The sequence below is a fragment of the Cyclobacterium sediminis genome, assembly GCF_054781075.1.
The window spans coordinates 341,282-361,423 of the sequence record NZ_BAAGVC010000007.1 but is presented as its reverse complement, the minus strand read 5'-3'; the positions used below and the strand labels follow the sequence as shown (position 1 = coordinate 361,423).

General features: G+C 41.4%; 18 protein-coding genes. 9 read left to right on the top strand and 9 right to left on the bottom strand.

Translation table 11 applies throughout. The features are described 5' to 3' along the window. Nucleotides 1-4: 4 nt before the first annotated feature. Complete coding sequence (gene ytxJ / locus ACYVHJ_RS10215) at nucleotides 5-343, bottom strand: bacillithiol system redox-active protein YtxJ (RefSeq protein ID WP_339901052.1); 339 nt, start codon at nucleotides 341-343, stop codon at nucleotides 5-7. Nucleotides 344-502: 159 nt separating this feature from the next. Between ytxJ and ACYVHJ_RS10210 the strand changes: the two genes are divergently transcribed. Then, entirely contained in the window at nucleotides 503-1,897 is a 1,395-nt protein-coding gene (locus ACYVHJ_RS10210) for a DUF4403 family protein (RefSeq protein WP_460514421.1), read from the top strand. 8 nt (nucleotides 1,898-1,905) lie between these two features. On the opposite strand, the gene ACYVHJ_RS10205 is transcribed toward ACYVHJ_RS10210, so the two are convergent. The 8 genes from ACYVHJ_RS10205 to ACYVHJ_RS10170 form a co-directional block, all read right to left on the bottom strand. Continuing rightward, nucleotides 1,906-2,580, bottom strand: a complete 675-nt coding sequence (locus tag ACYVHJ_RS10205) for a 3'-5' exonuclease (protein ID WP_460514419.1) — start codon at nucleotides 2,578-2,580, stop codon at nucleotides 1,906-1,908. Nucleotide 2,581: 1 nt separating this feature from the next. Continuing rightward, a complete protein-coding gene (locus ACYVHJ_RS10200) occupies nucleotides 2,582-4,528 on the bottom strand; it encodes a DUF294 nucleotidyltransferase-like domain-containing protein (protein ID WP_460514417.1) in 1,947 nt (648 codons plus the stop codon). An 84-nt stretch (nucleotides 4,529-4,612) separates the two neighbouring features. After that, nucleotides 4,613-6,511, bottom strand: coding sequence for an acetate--CoA ligase (gene acs / locus ACYVHJ_RS10195; RefSeq protein WP_339901047.1), 1,899 nt, complete (start codon nucleotides 6,509-6,511; stop codon nucleotides 4,613-4,615). Nucleotides 6,512-6,599: 88 nt separating this feature from the next. After that, nucleotides 6,600-8,285 carry a sodium:solute symporter family protein gene (locus tag ACYVHJ_RS10190; protein WP_339901045.1) on the bottom strand — a complete coding sequence of 562 codons (1,686 nt, stop codon included), beginning with the start codon at nucleotides 8,283-8,285 and terminating at the stop codon, nucleotides 6,600-6,602. A 23-nt stretch (nucleotides 8,286-8,308) separates the two neighbouring features. Next, nucleotides 8,309-8,572 carry a DUF4212 domain-containing protein gene (locus tag ACYVHJ_RS10185; protein ID WP_014019634.1) on the bottom strand — a complete coding sequence of 88 codons (264 nt, stop codon included), beginning with the start codon at nucleotides 8,570-8,572 and terminating at the stop codon, nucleotides 8,309-8,311. Nucleotides 8,573-8,742: 170 nt separating this feature from the next. After that, nucleotides 8,743-9,264 carry an AAA family ATPase gene (locus ACYVHJ_RS10180; RefSeq protein ID WP_460514414.1) on the bottom strand — a complete coding sequence of 174 codons (522 nt, stop codon included), beginning with the start codon at nucleotides 9,262-9,264 and terminating at the stop codon, nucleotides 8,743-8,745. Next, the gene (gene pnuC / locus ACYVHJ_RS10175) at nucleotides 9,264-9,881 is read right to left on the bottom strand and encodes a nicotinamide mononucleotide transporter family protein (RefSeq protein ID WP_460514412.1); all 618 of its coding nucleotides are present in this window, start codon (nucleotides 9,879-9,881) and stop codon (nucleotides 9,264-9,266) included. The genes ACYVHJ_RS10180 and pnuC overlap by 1 nt, the downstream gene beginning before the upstream one ends. Before the next feature lie 95 nt (nucleotides 9,882-9,976). Next, on the bottom strand, nucleotides 9,977-11,719 hold the full coding sequence (locus tag ACYVHJ_RS10170) for a GMC family oxidoreductase (RefSeq protein ID WP_460514410.1): 1,743 nt from the start codon (nucleotides 11,717-11,719) through the stop codon (nucleotides 9,977-9,979). Between the two features lie 389 nt (nucleotides 11,720-12,108). Between ACYVHJ_RS10170 and ACYVHJ_RS10165 the strand changes: the two genes are divergently transcribed. The 8 genes from ACYVHJ_RS10165 (at nucleotide 12,109) to ACYVHJ_RS10130 (ending at nucleotide 20,097) form a co-directional block, all read left to right on the top strand. Continuing rightward, a complete protein-coding gene (locus ACYVHJ_RS10165) occupies nucleotides 12,109-13,824 on the top strand; it encodes an IlvD/Edd family dehydratase (protein WP_339901039.1) in 1,716 nt (571 codons plus the stop codon). A 65-nt stretch (nucleotides 13,825-13,889) separates the two neighbouring features. Then, nucleotides 13,890-14,666, top strand: coding sequence for an SDR family NAD(P)-dependent oxidoreductase (locus ACYVHJ_RS10160; protein WP_460514407.1), 777 nt, complete (start codon nucleotides 13,890-13,892; stop codon nucleotides 14,664-14,666). A 654-nt stretch (nucleotides 14,667-15,320) separates the two neighbouring features. Next, the gene (locus ACYVHJ_RS10155) at nucleotides 15,321-16,337 is read left to right on the top strand and encodes a family 43 glycosylhydrolase (protein ID WP_460514405.1); all 1,017 of its coding nucleotides are present in this window, start codon (nucleotides 15,321-15,323) and stop codon (nucleotides 16,335-16,337) included. A 175-nt stretch (nucleotides 16,338-16,512) separates the two neighbouring features. After that, on the top strand, nucleotides 16,513-17,142 hold the full coding sequence (locus ACYVHJ_RS10150; protein ID WP_460514403.1) for a hypothetical protein: 630 nt from the start codon (nucleotides 16,513-16,515) through the stop codon (nucleotides 17,140-17,142). Between the two features lie 104 nt (nucleotides 17,143-17,246). Next, nucleotides 17,247-18,617 (top strand): serine hydrolase, encoded by a 1,371-nt coding sequence (locus ACYVHJ_RS10145; protein ID WP_460514401.1) that lies wholly within the window; start codon nucleotides 17,247-17,249, stop codon nucleotides 18,615-18,617. A 41-nt stretch (nucleotides 18,618-18,658) separates the two neighbouring features. Next, entirely contained in the window at nucleotides 18,659-19,357 is a 699-nt protein-coding gene (locus ACYVHJ_RS10140; protein ID WP_460514399.1) for a DUF1826 domain-containing protein, read from the top strand. Nucleotides 19,358-19,411: 54 nt separating this feature from the next. Beyond that, nucleotides 19,412-19,702 (top strand): hypothetical protein, encoded by a 291-nt coding sequence (locus ACYVHJ_RS10135; protein ID WP_460514397.1) that lies wholly within the window; start codon nucleotides 19,412-19,414, stop codon nucleotides 19,700-19,702. Between the two features lie 131 nt (nucleotides 19,703-19,833). Then, nucleotides 19,834-20,097 (top strand): hypothetical protein, encoded by a 264-nt coding sequence (locus ACYVHJ_RS10130; protein ID WP_339902666.1) that lies wholly within the window; start codon nucleotides 19,834-19,836, stop codon nucleotides 20,095-20,097. The last annotated feature ends 45 nt before the right edge of the window (nucleotides 20,098-20,142 follow it).

The following is a 20,142-nucleotide window of genomic DNA, read 5'->3' as shown; positions in this document are numbered from 1 at the left end:
ATTTCTATACCTCCAATGAAACCAATTCATTATAATTGATTCCCATATGGCTATTATTATAGACCGCTTTTCCACCCTTCACCACAATTACTTGAGGAGAAGCATGGGTTACATCAAATTCCTCTGCTATGGCATTGGACAAAGCCCTGTAAGATAAGAGGTCAAGGTAATAAGGGGTAAACTTTTCACTATCTCCGTCTTTCCAGTTTCTTTGCAATCTATTCCAAGCCATACCGCTAATGGAACAACTCGTGGAATGTTTAAATATCACCACCGGTTTTTCATTGCTCTGCTCTTTGATCGCATTCAATTGAGAAGCATCCTCTAATTTTATCCAACTCATAATTTATTTCGACTAATATTGAAAACCAATAACCAAAATAAAAGTGCTTAAAGTTCAAAGGAGGCTCATTTTTTTTGAATTGTCCTATTTTTCTCTTACCTCTGCATTAAAATCCCATTTCTTCACCCCCAATCTTTCCATTTAGACGTTAAAGTCAATATGCCAAGATATTCATTGCTAATAATTGCTCTTCTTATTGCTGCCTTTTCTAGTTGTAGTAGTTTAAAATTAAATGGTCCTGAGGCCCAAGCTCCTCCACCTGCTTTACCAAAAGCAGCCTTATCCATAAACCTGGGCCTTGAAATCCCTTTGTCCTACGTTCAGGGAAAAATAAATGAAAGCCTCACTGAAAAATTATTTAAAGAGGAGGGATTGGAACTGGGGAATGGGCTGTATGCGGATGTGGATCTAAAGAAAAATGGGCGCTTCAGCTTGTCAGCCACAGATGAGGGCAAAGTATTGGTAGGGCTACCTGTTTTTTTGGACGGCAAGGTAAGGCTGGAAAAGAAAATATTCGGACAAAAGATCTCTTCTGCCATTCCCTTTCAGGAAAACCTCTCTCCACAAGTCAGTTTTATTCCTCAAATCAATAGCGACTACAGCTTTGGCATAGAGGAATTGGATATTTTATCTTGGGGCAAAGCTTTACAATATGATTTTCTGGGTTTTAACATCGATTTCGAACCTCTGGTAAAGAAGAAAATGATAGGGGTAATGGAGGATCAACTGGCCTCCGGATCTTTAAAGTCTCTGGACATCAAACAAATAGCCAATAATTTCTGGGCCACCTTTGGACAACCCAGGTATTTGGACAATGGACTCTCTGCCAGCTATTTGTATACAAGGCCTGACAAAATTGCCGTGGAAAACCAATTTACAAATGATCAAAAGCTCTTGCTCAACATTGGGTTGGAAGGAGAGGTTTTAAGGCAAAAAGAAAAACCGCTGCCCACACAATTGGCAGCCCTTCCTCCGGTGAGCCAAGAAAATGTGCAAGGAAATGATTTTAACCTAACCTTACCTATCTATATAAGTTTTGAAGAAATGGCGGCTTACCTTGAAAAACAACTCAAAGGAAAGCTCCTAACTGTAGACAAACAAACCAAATTATTGCCGAAGAAATTTAGCCTTCGCCACTTCGGTGAAAGAACCCTGATCACCATGGAATTCACCGGAAAAAGAAGCGGAAAAAAAGATTTAGATGGCACTTTTTATTTGGCCGGAAAACCGGTTTTTGATCCTCAATCCCAAAACGTAGTACTTGAAGCTATAGACTTTAAGCTTTCTACCAAAAACTTTCTGGCAAATACCACCAATTGGCTAAAGCGAAGAAAAATTCTGAAAGCTATTCGAAAAAAAGCGGTGTTTCCGGTGGAAGAACAACTGGCAAAAGCAAAAACGATTTTACTTCAAGAAAGTCAATTGGACTTAAGCTTATTTGCGCTTTCCCTCCAATCTCCTGAAATAGTCATTGAAGGCATCTACCCATCTGAAACAGGTTTAAATATTTATGTAAAAGCCGCTGCTGCCATTGATGCCCGTTGGAATCCCTAAGTTTAGGGTCATGCCATCAACTCACCAAAGGTTTTTATTCCCTTTTTATCAGCCATTTTCAGAAGTTTTATTAAAAGCTGAGAGGTAAGCAAGGCATCTCCTGCCGCCGTATGCCTGTCATCCAGCGAAATCCCATACCGCTCACAAAGCTTGTCCAAGGAGTAATCCTGAGAGGCTATGGTATGTGGGTTATAAAATTTCCCTACCTCCATCCTTACTGCCAAGTCATAGGTATCTAGACCGGGCTGGCGGATTTTCTTCAAGCCAAGTTGGTAGCCAACCTTCTCCAGCATGGCAAGGTCAAATCCCAAATGATGTCCTACAATAATTCTATTGGCTGCATCAGCCAGAAAGCTCCTTATCAATTCCTCTCGGCTGATATAGGGCCTTTCCTGAACCAAGCCATGTACTTTTACAGCTTCTTTGCTGCGTTTTTTTGGCCGCAAATAAAATTCCTTGGACTCGGAAATCCGTATGCTATTGTTGCTCACAATCACTGCTCCATAGGAAAGCACATAATCTTTTTTTACTTCCAGTCCCGTTGTTTCTGTGTCAAAAACCAGAAACTCCAGTTCTCTGATTGGTTTACCTTTAGGGATTTTTTTGAGTAAGGTCTGTTCATAAGCCTTGATATAGGCAGGCTTTGGTAGGGGACGAAGGCCAAAAATTGATTTCCATTCCATATCATTTGCCAAAATAATCCAGTTGAAACCTTACCCGTAAAATTTTCTGTATTTCATCAATGGGAAAAAATGCATTTTTAAGCAATTGGCGTTGAAGTTTACCTAAAGAGTCGGGTTGGATAAACCTCCCGGAAGAGGAAGAAGACAATCCTTCCAGGGCCCTGATGCGCATAAATATTTCATAGGCTTTCCCTGCATCCTTAAACAATGCCGCTTGATTGGGTTCAAGTTCGGCAAGTTTTTCATACCGTTTGAAAGTATTGTTGATTCCCACTACCTGATGGTTTAGGATCAATACCCTTGCAGCATCAGCCAGCGGCATCATGGCCCTTAACTTTATGTCAAACTTCTCTGCATGCTCTCCGGATTTTTCAATAATAAAGTTCCGAAAGAAGCCCAATGGGGGAGGGTTTAACAAGGCATTTTTGGCAAAGAAATTTAGGAAAATTTTCCCTTTGCTAATCTCTTCATACACATGCATTGTCAGCTCTTCCGCAAGGGCCATTTTTCCGGCCACTGCCCTAAAATCAAAGAATATAGAAGCCATTAACAAAGAAGGCTGGTCAGATTTCCTGATCCATTGACTGAAATAATCTTTCCATTGAGACATGGGTTGGCACCATTTGGGATTGTTTGCCATCATCTCTGCAGGGCAAGAATGAAAACCACAGGCAAAAAGTATATCCATCACATCCCTTGCCAACAAGTGCATAAACCCCCTGGCCTTTTCTTCCAGGGAAGCCGAAACATCCTCATAAACAATGGCATTGTCTAAGTCTGTACGAAGCAATTGTTCCCCTCGACCCTCTGAGCCGAGACCAAGAAAACAAAAGGGAGTATCACAAACTTCTGGAAATTGAGGCGAATGCCTGCTTTTAGCAATGTGAATGGCCCGCTGAATGATGGTATCATTGATTTCCGTAATGATCCCGGCAATAAAATCAATGGCCAGTTCATTTTCCAAGAAATAGATCAGCATTCCTTCTGCCTGATTCCGTAATTTGGCAATCTCATGCACATCCTCACTGTCCTGCAAAGCCTTGATAAGCACTGCCGGGCTATTGCCCTGTGAAAGAAGCACATCATGGTCTGAGATAATTCCGACTATACCGGATTGATCGGTCCCATCTTCGGTAAAAACCAGGTGGTGCAGCCTGTTTTTCACCATGTTGAGGTATATCTGTGAAAATTCGAGGTCCTTTTTTGCTGTCACCACAGGGTGACTCATGATTTTCTCAACCCGGGTATCATAAGGCAAGCCTTCAGCAATCAGTCGATTTCTGAGATCTTTGTCCGTAATGATGCCTTGTGGGAAATTATCCTCATCCACGATAATAATCGAGCCTACCTTGGCTTCACTCATTTTGGCTACAGCACGGGACACGGTATCACCTATATAACATTGGATAACAGGCTGTGAATAATTTATAGAAGCCTGTCCTGGAAATAGCAATAGTCCATTCTGCTGCGCACTTTTGCCCAAAAGGGAACGCACTTTCTGTGTTTCTGAAAGGTCTGAACGGATCACCACCTGGCCGGAGGCAAATCCCGAAGCAAAGTAAAGACTTACCTGGCTGTTTTCTTTGAGAATCTTATCGAATACTGCCACAGGGACAGCAATAATTAGGCTATTTTCATTGGCTTTGGCATCTAGGATATAAGGCCGTTTGCCCAACAGGGCCAGCACCCCAAAGACATCCCCTTCATCACAAAATTCCATGGTTTGCTCCTTACCATCAATAATGTCTGTTAGCTTGATGGCACCTTCTCTGACCACGAAAAAGTATTTTTTTGCCGGCTCTCCTTTTTGAAACAAAAATTCATCTTTTTCAAAATAAATAAGGTCTACCTGCTTTGCGACCTGAGTTAGCAGTTCAGGAGACAAAAAGCTGAAAGGGGGGAATTTTTTCAGGAAATCAACAACCCTATTAACGATGACATTGCTCATATGGGAATTGGGTCAAAGGAATAGCAATGTATAGCAGAAAAGTCCTGCCATACATTGCTTATATAATAACAGAAAATTAAGGATTTACTCCTTCCTTCCTGCAATAATCTTATCTACTACATCCGGATCCAGCAAGGTGGAGGTATCTCCCAAATTATCCATGCTACCTTCTGCAACTTTTCTCAGGATCCTACGCATGATTTTACCTGAACGAGTTTTAGGAAGCCCCGGAACAATCTGAATTTTATCAGGTTTGGCAATTGGCCCAATGATATTGGTAACCGAAGCTTTGATCTCATTGGTCAGGTTTGCTTCTGTCCTATTGGACATGTCACAGATCACATAAGCATAAATGCCTTGGCCTTTAACTTTGTGCGGATAACCTACCACAGCAGATTCCACTACCAAAGGATGCTCATTGATGGCATTTTCTACTTCAGCAGTACCCATCCTGTGCCCTGACACATTGATCACATCATCCACACGACCGAGGATACGATAATAGCCGTCATGGTCTCTTTTTACTCCATCACCTGTAAAATACATGCCTTTATAAGCGGAGAAGTAAGTTTGTTTACACCTTTCATGGTCACCATAAGTGGTTCGGATCATTCCTGGCCAAGGGAATTTAATGCAAAGGTTTCCTTCTACAGAATTTCCTTTAAGCTCTTTCCCATCCGGATCCATAATCGCCAGCTGCACGCCCGGAAGTGGAAGGGTAGCAAAAGCAGGTTTGGTTGGTGTAATGCCTGCCAACGGAGAAACCATAATCCCCCCGGTTTCAGTTTGCCACCAAGTGTCAACGATTGGGCATTTTGTTTTTCCTATATGGGTATGGTACCAATGCCAAGCTTCTTCATTAATAGGTTCTCCTACTGATCCCAAAACTTTAAGGGAATCAAGTTTATAAGGGGCTATCGGCTCAGTACCGTGCACCTGCAAGGCCCTAATGGCAGTAGGTGCGGTATAAAATTGATTGACCTTATACTTGTCCACAATTTCCCAGAACCTACCTGGGTTAGGATAGGTTGGCACTCCTTCGAACATGATGGTGGTGGCTCCGGTCAAAAGTGGTCCATACACAATGTATGAATGCCCGGTAATCCAGCCCACATCGGCCGTACACCAGTACACATCTCCGGGGGTATATTGAAATACATTTTCAAAGGTAAACTTGGAATAAATCATGTATCCACCACAAGTGTGTACCACACCTTTAGGCTTTCCTGTAGAACCGGAAGTATAAAGGATAAACAATTCATCCTCACTGTCCATTTCTTCTGCTACATGGCTGGTACTTTGACCTTCAATGGCTTCATGCCACCAAAAGTCTCTGCCGGCTTTCATGTTTACTTCCTGTCCTGTTCTTTGGAACACAATCATGGTTTCTACCAGATCGGTGCTCTCCAAAGCCTCATCTACAACTGATTTTACGGCAATTTTTTTCTTCCCTCTATAGTTTCCATCTGAGGTAAGCACCACTTTGGCTTTACAGTCTTCAATCCTATCTGCCAAGGCAGAACTGGAGAATCCTGCAAAAACGACGGAGTGCACTGCTCCAATACGAGCACAGGCAAGCATGGCGATTGCTGCCTCCGGTACCATGGGCATATAGATAATAACCTTATCTCCTTTACCTACACCTTTTTCTACGAGAACATTAGAAAAACGACAAACTTCCTCATACAATTCCTTGTAGGTAAGGATTCTGTTTGGATCTCCGGGTTCGTTAGGTTCCCATATAATCGCAGGCTTATCGCCCATGATAAAAAGATGCCTTTCCAGGATGTTTTCGGTAATGTTAAGTTTCCCATTTACAAACCACTTTACATCCGGACCATCAAAATTCCAATCCAGGACCTTATCCCATCGTTTTTTCCAATGAAAAGAATCGGCAATTCTGGCCCAGAAATTTTCCGGATCTGCTACACTTTTTTGGTATTCATGGAAATAACCACTCAGGCTATGAATTCTATCGCTCATATCTCGATATTTTAGGTTTTATTAAACTTTAGGTGAATTAAATAATGCAAAGCACTTGACTCCAACAAATCCCCTGCATTGATTTAGGTTAATGGTTATGGGCTTCTCCGGCTCCTCTAGGGATCCTAATTTCTTGAATCATTTCCTGCACATCCTCCGGTGGTGGTGGGGTAAGTTTGGAAACAACATAACAAACAACAAAATTTATTACCATTCCCATGGTGCCAATTCCTTCGGGCGAAATGCCGAACCACCAATTGTCCATGGAATTGGATTCTGGTTGAATAAATTTAAAATAGATAATATAGGCAAGGGTAAAAACCAATCCGGTCACCATGCCTGCTATTGCGCCTTCTTTATTCATTCGGGTAGAAAATATACCCATAATTATGACAGGAAAAAAGGATGCCGCAGCCAACCCAAAGGCAAAGGCCACTACCTCAGCCACAAATCCCGGTGGGTTGATACCAAAGTAACCGGCAATAATTACTGCTAAAGCTGCAGAAACCCTTGCGATGATTAACTCGGTTTTTTCGGTCATGTCCGGAACAAATGTCCTAAACAAATCTCTGGAAACTGAGGTGGAAATAACCAATAGCAGACCTGCTGCGGTAGATAAGGCAGCGGCCATCCCTCCGGCAGCAACTAGCCCTACCACCCAGTTGGGCAATACTGCAATCTCCGGAGCTGCCAATACCATAATGTCCTTGTCTATATTGAGTTCATTGGTCTCAGGGTTTGGCGTATACTGTACGATGCCGTCATTGTTTACATCATCAACGGTTATTAAATTGGTTTTTTTCCAATTTTCGACCCATACAGGCAATTCATTCACAGGCTTATCTGCTACAGTATCGATGGCATTGTAAATTCCGAAAGCAGCAATGGCTGGGGCTGTAGTATACAAAATGGCAATAAATACCAAAGCATATCCTGCAGATAATCTTGCATCTTTTACCCTCGGCACGGTAAAAAACCGAACAATCACATGTGGTAAGCCGGCAGTACCAACCATCAGCGCCAGCGTAATGGCAAAAATATCTGTCATTGATTTCCTTCCGGATGTATATTCCTCAAAACCCATGTCCAACAACACCCCATCCAACTTATCCAATAGATAAGTTCCATCTTGAACGGTGCCTCCCAGTCCCAATTGAGGAATTGGATTACCGGTCAACTGGATAGAAATAAATATGGCAGGTACCATAAAGGCAAAAATCAGCACACAATATTGGGCTACCTGAGTATAGGTAATTCCTTTCATTCCTCCCATCACGGCATAGAAAAACACAATGGTCATTCCTATCAATACTCCAGTTTCAATATCCACTTCCAGATACCTTGAGAAAACTATGCCTACGCCACGCATCTGTCCGGCTACATAAGTAAAAGAGATAAAGAGGGCACAAAATACGGCTACCACACGGGCCTTGTTGCTGTAATACCTGTCTCCTACAAAATCAGGGACGGTAAATTTTCCAAACTTCCGAAGATAAGGAGCTAGCAATAATGCCAAAAGCACATAGCCTCCGGTCCAGCCCATAAGGTATACAGATCCATCATATCCGGAAAAAGCAATAATTCCGGCCATGGAAATAAAGGAAGCGGCTGACATCCAATCGGCCGCAGTGGCCATACCGTTTGCCAAAGGGGAAACCCCTCCCCCTGCTGTATAAAATTCTTTGGTTGATCCTGCTCGGGTATAGATGGCAATGCCGATATACAGGGCAAAAGACAGACCTACCAGAATGTAGGTCCAAGTTAAAATATCCATAGGTAGGTGATTATTTATAAGGGTTACTTTTCATTGACATCAAATTCCTCATCTAGCTTATTCATCCGATATACGTAAACGAAAATTAATATAACGAAAGAAAATATGGAGCCCTGCTGCGCAAACCAAAAGCCCAATTTATAGCCACCAATCTTGATAGCATTAAGCGGTTCAACAAGCAAAATTCCAAAGCCAAAAGAGACAATAAACCAAACCGCAAGAAGAATCAATAAGGTTCTAATATTGCGCTTCCAGTACTTTTGCATTTGTTGCTTATGGTTATCCATGGGTAAGTATGTTTGAGTTTATTTGGTAAAAACAATCCTGAAATTATTTAAAAATTCCGTAACTATCAGCAAGAATCCGTTAATCTATCAAAAAAAAGATAGTTTCGGTACCTGCAATAGATGATTGGTTAAATTGGGAGAATAAAATAAGCATGAATTTATGAAAATTTCTATTGATCCAAAGACTTTTCAATAAAATCAATGGCTGCCTGCAAGCGTGCTTCCTCTTCTCCTCGAATGGTTTTCCAAGGCAAACCTGAGGTGCGTACCTCATTTTCATAAATCTGCATAAAATGCGCGCGCATGGCCGGATCAGCATGTTCGCGCTGGGGGTCATCTTTCCAAGGAATGTCTATTGCAGTGAGCAGATAAAGGGTATATTCTCTGCTTTCGATTTGCTTTTTTATCCAATCATGGGTTTGCCTGAACTTATGCTCACTCCACACCTTAACCACCCTAAGGTCTGTATCACAAAACAATTTACTTTCAGCCTTTTTTGCCAGATCATCTTCCAGTTTTACCTGCCCCTTCGCTATGGCCAACAAATCGGCATAGGTATAGGATCGGTCCAAACCATCAATATATTCTCTGGCGTATTCCCTTACCCAAGGTTCATTATAATGGCTTGCCAATTGCCGGCTTAAAGTGCTTTTCCCGGTTGACTCCGGTCCTATGATTACAATTTTATGCATCAGGCTTCAGCATATTTTTTTGCAGCCTTTACCCAGGCTATCAAACCAAGCACTGCCAAAACTGTGAAAACAAAAAACTGAAAAGAAGTAAGCACCAAACCCTTGTAAAAATAAAGAGGTACCGAAACCAAATCCGTAATGATCCATGCTATCCAGTTTTCCACCTTCTTTTTGGCCATCAGCCACATTCCTACAAAAGCGGTGGAAGTGGTAAATGAATCCCAATAAGGCACATCGCTGTCTGTAAAATTGGTCAAAACTAAATACAAGCTCAGGTAGGAAATTGCCCATAAGGCCAAAGATTGATACACTCCTGTTTTACTTAGCCAGGTGATGGGCACAACTGCTTTCCCGGGTTTAGGATTGGACCAAACATACCAACCATAAATGGACATGGAAAAATAATAGGCATTGATGCCCATGTCTGCATACAGTTTTACTTGCAAACAAATCCAGACATAGATCAATGTACTGATGATGCCTGTGGGGAAGACCAATATATTTTCCTTCATCGAATAATATACTGAGCTTAGCCCAAATACAACTGCTATGCCTTCCAGCCAGCTCATGGCTGCTAAACCATTTCCAATACCTTCTATTATATATTGCCAATCCACGGCCCGAAATTGCGATATATTTTTAACAAAAAAAATCAGCACCAAAGTTTGTGAAAACTCCGGTGCTGATTTCTCTATTTCCTACTACAGCTTTATTAGCCGATATTTTTCTTCTTAAGCTGATCTACGATGTACTCAGATGTTCTCATAGAGAGTGCCAAAATCGTCCAGGTTGGATTTTTATCTGCCTGAGAAACAAATGGCCCGGCATCTACCACAAACAAATTGTCGCACTCATGTGCCTGAGAATACTTGTTCAAAACAGAAGTATTGGGGTCATTGCCCATTCTGGTAGTTCCTACTTCATGAATAATTCTTCCGGGAGCTTCCAAGCCGTACTTGGTGTCGGCTCCGGGCTTCTTGCCCATCACTGTAGCACCCATGGCATCAAACACTTCCTCAAAAGTTTCCTGCATGTGCTTGGCTTGTTTGACTTCATAATCCGTCCAATTGTAATTGAACCGAAGCACAGGGATACCAAATTTATCTACAACAGTTGGGTCTATTTCACAATAATTGTCGTACTGAGGAACGGATTCTCCTCTGCCTGCGATCCCAACAGTAGCCCCATAAATATTTCTGATGTCTTGTTTTAGTCCTGCACCATAGCCTCCATTTGGTCTTGGTTTGCCGAACTCATCTTGCATGTATTTACGCATGGACTCCATACCAAATCCAAATCCATAATTGGGTTGGCGCATGCCACCCCCAAACTCAAGGTGGTAACCTCTTGGGAAATCAAGTTTTTTGTTGTCTAGCCACCATGGAGTATATACATGAAGGGATCCCACACCATCCTCATTGTACTTGTCCCTTGCTAAGAAATCTGTCATCAATGCAGATCTGCTTGCCCCTGTAGAGTCATGCAAATACCTGCCCAATGTTCCACTGCTGTTGGACAATCCATTAGGGTGTTTGGTAGAAGCTGAATTCATCATGATTCTAGCCGTTTCACCGGCAGAGGCACCTAAAACCACCACCCTGGCTTTCAGCTTGTACTCTTTCATGTCCACCTTGCTAACATAGGAAACACCCGTCGCTTCTCCTTTGTCATTGGTGGTAACCTTACGCACCATGGCATAAGTATATAAATCTACATTACCTTTTTTGATTGCCGGTTTTACCAAAACGGTTCCTGCAGAGAAATCACCATAAACCTGGCAACCCCTGTTACATTGTGCACAGAAAAAACAAGCGCCTCTTTCATTGTTGACAGGACGAGTTAACACTGACACCCTTGAAGGCAAAACCGGAAGGTTGATTTTCTTGCCGGCCTTGGTAAAGGCTGCTTCGTGCAACCTTGGCTTTGGTGGAGGTAAAAAGTTTCCATCAGGTTCATTTCTCATGCCTTCTTTAGAACCGAAGACACCGATCATTTTATCTACCCTGTCATAGAATGGTTTAACATCATCATAGCCTATCGGCCAATCATCTCCTAAACCATCAATACTTCTTCTTTTAAAATCATCCGGCCCAAAACGTAAGGAAATCCTTCCCCAGTGATTGGTTCTTCCACCAACCATTCTGGATCGAAACCAGTCAAACTCAGTACCGTCTTTTCTGGTATAAGGTTCTCCTTCTATTTCCCATCCACCATAAGCAGCATCAAAATCACCAAAAGCCCGCACAGTATTGGCACCTCTTCTCGGTGATTCCCAAGGAAACCTCAATTGGGTTCTGTATTCTTCCATTGCAGGGTCAAAATCACTACCCGCTTCTACAACAGCTACACTTAAACCGGATTCTGAGAGAATTTTGCTTGCCATTCCGCCTCCGGCGCCGGAACCTACTATGATCACATCATAGGTGCCCATGGATGATTTTATTTCAAAGCTCATTGATGATTGTTTTGAGTTTATTGTTAATTGACCTCCCAAAATAGGAGTTTAAAGCTAATTATTCATCATTTGCAAAACCAACTAAAGGTTGATTTCTCAATAAAATGTCGGTAAATCCAAATTTTATTTGCTTACCCCCTTATACCCATGCCCTATCCATGAATATAAGACTGATTCACTTGCTTTTACCGACGAATATTTTTATTAATTATTTTGAAAAAGAATTCGCCTACTTTAAGATTCATTTATTGTCGACTGCAATAAAGGTTTTTAGATGTTTAAAATTTTATTTTGGCCAAACATTTACTATCCTTATACTTTAAATGGATCGAAAAGTACTACCCTTGCCGGGTTGTTCACTTTTTAGCAAAAATTAATATAACCCAAAAATGAATAAAAAGGAAAGAAGAAGCCAAGGCTGGTTCGGAAAAACTGGCAAGGATGGTCTAATTTACAGGTCATGGTTTAAGAAACAAGGCATCCCAACCCACGAACTGGGAGGTAAACCAATCATTGGCATCTGTAATACTTGGTCTGAGTTAACACCCTGTAATTCTCATTTTAGAGAATTGGCAGAATTTGTAAAAAAAGGCATCTTGGAAGCAGGTGGCTATCCGGTAGAATTTCCGGTAATGTCATTGGGTGAAACAGTGATGAAACCTACTGCCATGCTTTACCGAAACCTGGCAAGCATGGATACAGAAGAATCCATCCGTGCCAATCCTTTGGACGGGGTAGTCTTACTCTGCGGTTGTGACAAAACCACTCCTTCATTGGTTATGGGAGCGGCAAGTGTAAACTTGCCCACCATCGTGGTTTCCGGCGGGCCAATGCTCACAGGAAGGTATAGAGGCAAAGAAATTAGTACCAGTGATATCTGGAGATTTAGCGAAAGTGCACGTTCAGGTGAAATCAATCAAGCAGAGCTTTATATCGCAGAATCAGGCCTTTGCCGAAGTGACGGGCATTGTGGGGTCATGGGTACTGCTTCAACCATGGCTTGTATGGTGGAATCTCTCGGCTTGTCACTTCCCGGAAACGCGGCTATTCCGGCTCCGGATACCGGCAGAAAAGTAATGGCCCATATGTCCGGAATGGAAATCGTCAAAATGGTTGAAAATGACCTGAAGATGTCTGATATCCTGACCAGAGAGGCCTTTGAAAATGCCATCATGGTCAATGCTGCCATAGGTGGTTCTACCAACTTTGTCATCCACCTATTGGCCATTGCAGGCAGAATGGGCATAGAACTTAATCTGGAAGATTTTGATAAATATTCGGCAGAAATCCCTCTTCTGGCCAACTTACAGCCTTCAGGAAAGTATTTTATGGAGGATTTTTACTACGCGGGAGGTTTGCCTCCGGTTATTCGCCAGCTAAAAGACCACCTGCACAATGAGGCCATGACGGTAACTGGGCAGGGCATAGGTAGGAACAATGAAAAATTTGAAAATTATAACAAAGAGGTAATAGCAGCCATTGATGAACCTTTCAATCCTTTGTCAGGAATTGTAGTGCTCAAAGGAAACCTTTGCGAAACAGGCTCCATAATCAAGCCTTCGGCTGCCAGTCCGGAATTGATGAAGCATACAGGTAAGGCAGTAGTATTTGAAGACATCGATGATTACAAAAATAAAATTGATGATCCTGATCTTGATATTGACGAAAATTCCATAATGGTGCTTAAGAATGTCGGTCCTAGAGGCTATCCGGGAATGCCGGAAGTGGGCAATATGGGATTGCCACCAAAAGTACTGGCCAAAGGCATCAAGGACATGGTCAGAATTTCTGATGGAAGAATGAGTGGCACCGGCTTTGGAACAGTAATCCTTCACGCCACTCCGGAAGCAGCAGAAGGAGGGAATTTTGCCGTGGTTCAAACAGGAGATGAGATAGAGCTTGATGTAGAAGCCCGAAAGCTAAATTTATTGGTATCAGATGAAGAGCTGACCAAAAGAAAAGCAGCTTGGAAAAAACCGGCCAGCCCTACAGAAAGAGGTTATGTAAGCCTGTATGTAAAAACCGTTGAACAAGCCAATTTAGGAGCCGATCTGGATTTCCTAAAAGGCAATTCAGGAAGTGAAGTCACCAAAGACTCTCATTAATTCATTCCCATTATTACCGGAAAGCAAAGTTGTTTTCCGGTGATTTTTAAACTTTACAAAACCCGATGAATAAAACCAACACGGAAGCTGCTCCGGTAGCCTTAGTGACAGGAGCCGGTGTGGGCATAGGCTTTGAAATCGTTTTTTTACTGGCTTCCAGAGGGTATAAGGTCATGCTAAATGACTTAGATGAAGCTGCCACCATCAAAGCTTGTGAAAAGATCAACGACAGTTTTCCCCAGTCCTGCCAAGGCATTTCCGGAGATGTGTCAGATACCCATTTCATTGAAAAAATGGTGCGACAAACGGTGGCAACTTTTGGCGCCATAGACGTGGCCGTAGCCAATGCAGGCATCACTGTTTTTGGGGATTTCCTATCTTACAAAGAGGCGGATTTTCATAAAGTCATGCAACTTAACCTGGCAGGGAGCTTTTTCCTCGCCCAACAAGTATCCCTGCAAATGATTAAGCAGCAAACAGGAGGTAGCCTGCTCTTTATGTCTTCAGTTACCGGCCATCAGGCCCACAAAAATCTGGCAGCCTATGGCATGAGCAAAGCCGCATTGGAGATGCTTGCCAAAACCTTGGTGGTAGAACTTTCTCCCTATAAAATCAATGTAAATGCCGTGGCTCCCGGAGCCACCATGACCGAGCGTACGGCTTCGGAAGAAGGCTATGAAAAAACCTGGTCGGAAATAACCCCCATGGGAAGGCCTGCTTATCCAAAAGACATTGCCGAGGCCGTGGGCTTTTTGGTCTCCCCTGCCGCAAGGCATATCACGGGACAAAGTCTGGTCATCGATGGAGGCTGGACTTCAACAAGTCCATCTCCTTATCGGTAGGGGATCGGTAATTAATCCAGACCTATAAGGTTTTTAAAACCTTGAAGGGCTTAATAAAAAATACGAACGTAGAGGAGCACTTTGGATAGACTTTACGAAGCGATAAAACCCGAAATATGCAATAGACAATCTATTACGTGCTGAAATCGCTTTAAAATCAGCCACTTCGTTGCTGTTTTCAACCCTGCCTGTGGGTAGACAGGTTCACCATAGCGATGCTATGCTAAAATCTCCAAACAGCCTGATCTTCTTACGATTGCAACACTCATCACGAATTCTATCACATAATCCGGGTTAAAAATTGAATCAGGTAGTTACCTTACTTCGGTCATTAATTATATTCACCAAAACCCCGTAAAAAACAGATTTACAGTAGATTTACGAGATTGGCGTTACAGTTCTTACTGGTCTCATTTTTCAGAAAAAACTACTTTGCTCGCAAGAAAGGAAGTAATAAATTGGTTTGGGGGAGCAAAAGAAGTTGCTAATTTTCATACCTCAAATAACGAAGGCCTTTTCGAAGAATGGGAATTTTAAACCCGAAGCAAAAACCAATCACTTTGTGTAGCGAATTTATGACTTGACGCCAAAAGAGAACGGAATATTTGACAACTTGCCATCGCCAAGCCTTGCTCCGCACTAAATAAAACACTTATGAAAAACAGCATCTTACCACTGATGGTTTTATTCCTTTTAATTGGTTGTGTTACAAAAAATAACACTAAAATTGATGAGGTGTCTTTTAGTTATTCGGTTCTTAAAGGTTTAGAGCCCGAAAATGGGATATGCCGAAGAGACCCATCCGATGTTATGTTGGTTGATGGAGTTTATTACTTATGGTATACAAAAACAGACAAGCAGTATAGCGGGTATGATGCCTCTATCTGGTATGCGGTTTCTAAAGATGGGGAAATTTGGGAAGAAAAAGGAGAAGCAATTGGCAGAGGTGAAAAAGATAGTTGGGATGAATACAGTGTATTTACGCCAAATATTCTCAAAGCTTCCGGCAAATATTATCTTTTTTATACCGGTGTGAAGCCTACTCCCGGAAACCCGGATAGAAAATTTGAAAACAATGCTGAAACAGACATTACCGCCATTGGACTGACCGTGGCTGATTCTCCTGATGGCCCATTTGAACGGGTTTCTCCAAAACCTGTATTAGAAATAAGTGACCTCCCCGATGATTTTGACAGCTACAGAATTGATGATGCTTGTATTGTTTACAAAGACAAGCAATACTGGATGTATTATAAAGGAAGAAGTATCAAACATGGAAAAGAAGGACCAAGAAATACCAAAATGGGAGTGGCTATCGCTAAAAACCCTGAGGGACCTTATGCTAAATACAAAAACAATCCGATCATCACTAGCGGACATGAGGTAATGGTTTGGCCTTATAATAACGGCGTCATGGCTTTAATTTCTGAACATGGTCCTGAAGGCAAAACCCTTCAATTTGCTTCGGATGGGTTGAGGTTTAGCAGAGTTGCTTCTTTTGATGCCGATTATCCCAAAGCACCGGGATCCTATAGGATAGGAAATTTTACAGATGCCTCAATGCAGGAAAAAGGCATTGATTGGGGCGTCTCTATGGATTATGGAAACAAAGAAAAATGGCCTCACTTGTTAAAATACACAATGAGTTTGAAAACATCGGAGGTTAAATAACTTAAACAGATTATGTAGTAAGCCATACGCCCGAGACATAGCCCAAAGCAACCTAGGTTATTGCTACACAGCTAACTTGCCTGCTATTTTTTCATGTGGAAATTTTAAATGGGCGAAAAAAATAGGAACTTGAAGCTTTACAGCATATGTTTTTTTTTAATCAAGAAATACTCAAATGAAACTTCAGCCATTAAGAATAGAAGCGGGTTGGCAAGTAAGTTATAACCAATTTTATGAAGTTGACCCAGCTCCGGGTTATGAGCATTATTTTGAAGGCTCGAGTTTGCTTATCCTTCATAACAACTCCAGGCTAAAGCTTATTGACCTTCAGTGGCGACCTGAAAAAGACCTAGAGGGAGAATATCAAGTGGAGGTTTTAAACTTTTTAGAAAATTTCAACGCTAAAACAAACGTATTTGACATAGTCCCTAACTGGGAAAATCCATTTCTAACCTTCACTTCAAAGTCCAGAGTCAAACTTGTAGAAAAATTAGAGGAATTGATGCGGGTCCTGCCAGTATACGAAGATCCTAGAATGACGGAAAAAAGAGGCCTCGTGGATGAACTTTCAGAATCTTACCGATTGGAGCTATTAGAAAATGGAATTTCTACAACCCTGGCTCATAAAATATTAAAAAATGGAAACCCAGCCATTCAAAGCCACCTTTTAGACCTAAATGAACTCACAAGAGAAATAATTTTGATGTTGGCAGAAAAAGGTAAAACTAAAAAAGTGAGAAATAAGGCCAAGCAAAAATTAAACAGCAAACAATTTAAGGAGAAAAAACCTCCAAAAAGTGAATAGTGAGTGGTTTTCTGTATTTATCTTTCAAAACATAAGCCCTAGTCAACTCCAATAGGTAAAACATCGTTAAGCAAAGAGATTATTAACTTATAAACCAAGCCCAAATGAAACAGTCCATAATCCTTCTGATTATGCTTTTGAGCCCTTTTGTTACCTTTCCGTTTCAAGAAAAATCCGATAGAAATGGGCTCCCAACAGAAGTTGTTGAGACCATTGAAAAACGAATCGAAGAGGGGGTTACCCCAAGTATCGCCTTGGCGATTATTGATTCCACAGGCATTCAATATTTTAATTTTGGTCTAACTGCTGCAAAAGGTAAGAAAGTAAATGAAAATACCATCTACGAAATAGGCTCCATATCAAAGGCCTTTACTGGAATTCTACTAGCTCAACAGGTTGTAGATGGTGAACTCAAACTAGATGATAAAGTAAACGACTTTCTTCCCAAAAATATTAAAATTCCGACAAAAGGTCTTAAAGAAATAACATTTGGCAACCTTTCAGACCACAGCTCCGGCCTTCCCAGAATGCCCGACAACTTTACCCCTGCCAATCCTAACAATCCATATGCAGACTATACCGTTGAGCAGATGTATGATTTTATTTCAAATTATAAACCCCTGAGAGCGGTAGGTGCTGCGTATGAATATTCAAATCTTGCTCAGGGCTTATTGGGCCATTTGCTCGCAGTGAATAAAAACAGTAATTATGAAGATTTAATGATCCAAACGATTGCAGCCCCATTAGGGATGATGAATACCAAAATTGAGTTCACTAGAAAAATGAAAGAAAATTTGGCTTTAGGTCATGCGGGTGGTAAGCAGGTCGAAAATTGGGACATCCCAACACTTGCCGGTGCCGGTGCAATTAGAAGCTCAACTTCTGATATGTCTAAATTTATTGCAGCCAACTTAGGCCATGTTAAAAGTCCATTAACAGAAGCAATGGAGTTATCCCATAAGGAGAGACACCATAAAGCCGGTGAAATGTCAGTAGCATTGGGTTGGCATATTAAGGAGGGGGAACTTGGTGAGCTTATCTGGCATAACGGGGGAACCGGAGGTTATAGGGCTTTTTCGGGATTTGTCAAGGAAACAGGTAAAGGGGTGGTTCTCTTTTCAAATTCAACAGCAGATATCGATGATATAGGCTTTCATTTACTCGATCCCGGAATGGATTTAGCTTCTTTCACATCCAAAAATGATGCCGTTGAAGTCTCTGAATCAACGCTGGAACAATACCTTGGTTTGTATGAACTACAACCCAAATTCACAATAACAATTACAAAAGAAGGTAATCAGTTATTTGGCCAAGCCACAGGACAGGATAGATTTGAAATTTATCCTGAAAATGATACTACTTTTTTCCTAACGGTTGTCAAAGCAAAAATTACATTTCAACTAAAAAATGATACTGTTGAGAGCCTGACACTTTTTCAAGGAGGGCAAGAAATAAAAGGAAAGAAAATCAAATAGGCCTTCCTTTAAAAGTATTAAAACATAGTCTTCTGCTTAATATGACCAATCAATCTCCTCCAACGCAACCTATTCAATTTGTAAATACTTTTCGTGATCTTGTTACTACGCCCTTTCAAGGAAACGTCAATGCGCTTTGTTGGAAACGTCAATTAATAGGAGATTTTTCAGAGATTGTTAATCAAATAGCGCTTAATGAAAATATGACCGAGCTTCATCCAGATGAGCTCCATGGACTGAAGCTAAGTGAACAAGGGCAGCTTGCCCGTGAAATGCTTTTACAAGATTTGAAAACCCTGGAAGCGCATGGTGCCTCGCCAACACTTAATGTGATTCATTCCTATGAAAGGGACGATAGCTACCCCTTTTTTCCAACCGATGTTTACTCATTTCATGTAGATCGCTCTCCTATTCCCGTTGATACCTATTTATGCACGTACTATGGGGACTCAAGTGAAGTATTACCCAATGCACAAGCCGAACAGAAAGTCCTTGTACCCGAAATAAGAGCGGAGCTTAAAAAATTATTTGGTGGACCGGATAAATATTTTGAATTATTTTTAAATGAACAGTATTTTGACCTCCACTATCAGCCAAAATCCAATGCACAGCCAATAAGCCTGGGCATTGGCCATATGTGTAGATTGGCTACTGATCACCCTAATGGCAAAGTTCCGCCTTGTATTCATCGTGCTCCAAAGGAAAAGAACGGAAAGAAAAGGTTGCTGCTAATCTGCTAAATAGCAGGGGTCAATATTCCTTTTTCAAGGAATAATCCTGTTATTGTAAAAAGAATGAAACCCGGAAAAAATAAACTGATCCTACTTGTTCTTATTGCCCTATTGATAGGTCTGGTTTTTGGTAATTTCCAAAAAGAACCAAAACCTACTCTCAAGCCCAGAAATATTGAAGTTCCACAGAAACGGAGCATACAATGGAATAATGACTCCGAATTTAAAGATTCTATTATTGGCCTCTGGGTAAAGAAAAAAGTGGAATATGGCTCAAAAAAAGGAAAGGTAAGCAACCCAAGAGTTTTGTTGGCTCGGCTTTACTTCATAGGAAGACCTATTGATGCTTTGTAAATTCCCTTAGCTATTTAACAACGGTCAAACTCTTGGTTTAAAATTTAAATCCTTTAAACCTGACCCATACACAATTTCTTATATTGACATCTTTGGGTTGATTTATAAGGGAAAATGAACTTGTTACCCAAGTGGATATTGCCAATCAAGGCAATGCAGCTAGGATGATGGTTTCTAAAGTTTTGAGAAAGTATATTCAAAGACATGCACATCCAAATGACAACAGGGCCAAAATAATCAAGTTAACCGAGGAAGCAGCCACGGTGCTTCAGAAGGCTCTCAGGAAAATTGAGAAGACAGAATTGGATTTCTTTCCTGTTTTAGGAGATGAACTTGAATTCTTCAACAAAAACATGAGGGAATTGATGAGTAAGAACCAAAATACAAGCCATTGAATGTAATAGATAAACTAAATTGGCACTAGCCAACCAAATTATTTG